At 30.6% G+C, this 2,722-nt stretch carries 1 protein-coding gene and 2 pseudogenes; 1 reads left to right on the top strand and 2 read right to left on the bottom strand.

The annotated features are described in order from the left end of the window. A pseudogene (locus tag ACFIK3_RS09190) lies at positions 1-263 on the bottom strand (hypothetical protein); the annotation flags it as partial. Between the two features lie 1,279 nt (positions 264-1,542). Further along, positions 1,543-2,147: pseudogene (locus ACFIK3_RS09185) on the bottom strand (type ISP restriction/modification enzyme); the annotation flags it as partial. 301 nt (positions 2,148-2,448) lie between these two features. Between ACFIK3_RS09185 and ACFIK3_RS09180 the strand changes: the two are divergent. After that, positions 2,449-2,628 (top strand): hypothetical protein, encoded by a 180-nt coding sequence (locus ACFIK3_RS09180; protein WP_375676597.1) that lies wholly within the window; start codon positions 2,449-2,451, stop codon positions 2,626-2,628. Positions 2,629-2,722: the final 94 nt, after the last annotated feature.

The following is a 2,722-nucleotide window of genomic DNA, read 5'->3' as shown; positions in this document are numbered from 1 at the left end:
ACCGCGGCATTATCATAGACCCAGCAATTGCCATCATGGGATAAGTTACTTTCATTTTCAATAAAACCGCCGAGGTCTCCCGCCTTAACATCATCAAAATCTCTTAGAGCACGTATACGGTGTAAAGTAAGACCATCAAAAGTGAATTTTTCATTGGTAAATTCGTATTTTTTTGCAGACTCTTGTTGATTAACAGATGTGATTTCGTTTGCAATGTTAGAGGAAATTGTATTTTGGGAAGTTTTTATTATAGAATTTTTCATTTTAAATTCTTTCTAATCGTAATGAAGTTTTCAATTGACGCGCTATAAAGGCGCCGGGCGTTGAAAACACGGCGATTAGTCCGTCGTCACACTTTTCCCATAAGGGTATTGCATGGTGTGACACACCCGACAAAATCATTATACGCTTTAATACGTATAAAAAACAGTCAGTATTTTAAAGACTTTGGAAAGATTGTTTCGTAACCTATCCGCTAATCGTTAAGTGTTTTCAGCACTTGAATATTTATATAACAAAATACGTGTTTATTGTCAAATAATATTTCTATCTTTTTGATATTTTTTCTTATTTTTTAATACGTTGCGTGTTGATAATATCTTATGCTTATCAATTTCTTCTTTTATATTTATGTGCTTTTAAAACTATATTATAGGTTTTATGAAACGATAGCGTTATTTTCTGAATCTATACATTTATAATATTTAGAAACGCTCTCATAATGCGTATTTTAAACTTTATAACCTATCAATTTTGTTACTAAATGAATTTTAAATTTTTTGTGAATTTTGTTTATAAGGGGCTTTAATTTAAACGACCTTAATAGCACCGCGCTCTCATAACAAATGCTTTCATTTGCATATGAGTATTCAAGTTTACTGTTTTTACGCTTTCTCTATAGCTGTTATGTTCTTTATAGCCATGGCATCATTTTTCAGTTTCATAAGAGAAATGATAAATAGGATATATGATAATTGCGATTTATTGTCTGTTATGAAAACACTTATGAAAACATCTCAATAGAAACTGATCATTATAGAGATGAGCAAAATCCCTTTTAATAAACTTTTGTCAGTCTTGTCAGTTCTTTTTAGAACCTATATCATTTTTTTTAAATGAGAAAAAATTAAAATCATTATATTTCAATAAGTTGAGTTTTGTCTATTTTTCAAAATACAACCTATATTAATAATGCAACCTATAAATTCAACTAATGCTATATATTTTTGTAGGTTTTTTTGGGGGGGTAGAAACATTCAAAACCTATAAGTAATATAAGAAAATGAATATACATAATTCTGTTTAAACAAAGCTTTTGAAAAGGATAAAGCTATCATTTTAGATTACGATATAATCTTTTAAAGGCAATCAAAATAAGAGTATTTAAAAGTGCAAATGATTTCTTTTTAGAATAACGCATATAAATACTCCTTTTAAAGATTGTATGTAAGCAATTTATAAAAGTGATATAGAACCTATAGGTATAAGACCTTATACCCCTTGTGAGGTTAATATGCCTATCATGTGAGCATGCTTTATAAGTTATTTGGTTTCTCTAATTTCTAATTTTGGTAAGTTCTTAACAATTTTCATTGTTTCTAAACTTACAGTAATAACCCTTTGAAACAACTCTAATGGATAAGCAGGGTTGCCAATGGTTTCAACAGCATAGCGATTGGCATCATTCACAATACCACTCTTTTTATCAGTCTTTACACATTGACGCCCCATAACCCATTCAAGAGCAGGCTTGCCATTGACGATATACTCATAAGCTTACTTAGGGATATCTGTCATGATGATATTGCTATTATAAATAACAGTTGATTTATTCTTTTCCTTACTATCCTTAATTTTTGCAAATTTCATTTCAGTCACATAATAGAATTTTTCTGGATTAGAGATCTCTGTAACTTTTGGATTACCTTTTTTAAAGGTTACGGGATAAGGTTTTACAGTTTCATAATTCACGTGCAAATGACCCAATTCATGCCCTGCTGTTACAAATTTCCAAAATCCTTAGCAGTTTTTATATAAAGAAGACGAGGCAATTCTTTAGAGAGGTTATCGACATAACGAGTGCGATAATCTTCTGAATGCAAAAGACCGTAAACATAATAAAAGATATCATCTCTTGTTATGGTTTTAGTAAGTAAGCAGAGAGGCACTTCTTAAACCTATATCTGTACTATTATCGCGTTTTTTTTCTTATTTTAGCATAAGCGATTGTCATGCTATTTTTCTTATCAAGCGATAATAAGTGGTAGTCTTCTTGTTGTCTCTAATATGTAACAGTTCCAATAAATTTGGTCTATTCTATGAATAAGAGTCTTTACTTTAAGCTCAAGATTATATTACATGCAACACCTTAAAATTAAGAAGCATATAGAGCATATGATTGTCATTTAACAGTGTCATTGTAAAATCTTCACAAGCGGGGGAAATGATATGGTTTGCACAACACATAAAGCAGGTGTATACAGTACAGTCTATGCTTTTCTCTCAGATGTTATAAGTATTACTCTCATCAAAAAATTAAAAAATTGTTACGCGGTTGGCGATTTTTTCTGTGACGCTGATGATATGGTTCATTTTGTTGCTCACTTTGAGGGCACAATGAATGCATAGATTTTTTTTCATTTTTGTTTTTGCGGCTTTTTTGTGCCTTTTTTCGTTGCCGAGTTTTGCCCAAAACATTCGTGAGAAAGCGATTAATCAATCA

This window comes from Bartonella sp. CB10SXKL, from assembly GCF_042195515.1.
GTDB lineage: Bacteria > Pseudomonadota > Alphaproteobacteria > Rhizobiales > Rhizobiaceae > Bartonella.
The sequence above is the reverse complement of the archived record's forward strand: the minus strand, read 5'-3'. Positions and strand labels throughout refer to the sequence as shown.

Bases quoted from the DNA above. Each gene is read 5' to 3' on its own strand.
- ACFIK3_RS09180 (WP_375676597.1), top strand. From the start codon at position 2,449: ATGGTTTGCACAACACATAAAGCAGGTGTATACAGTACAGTCTATGCT.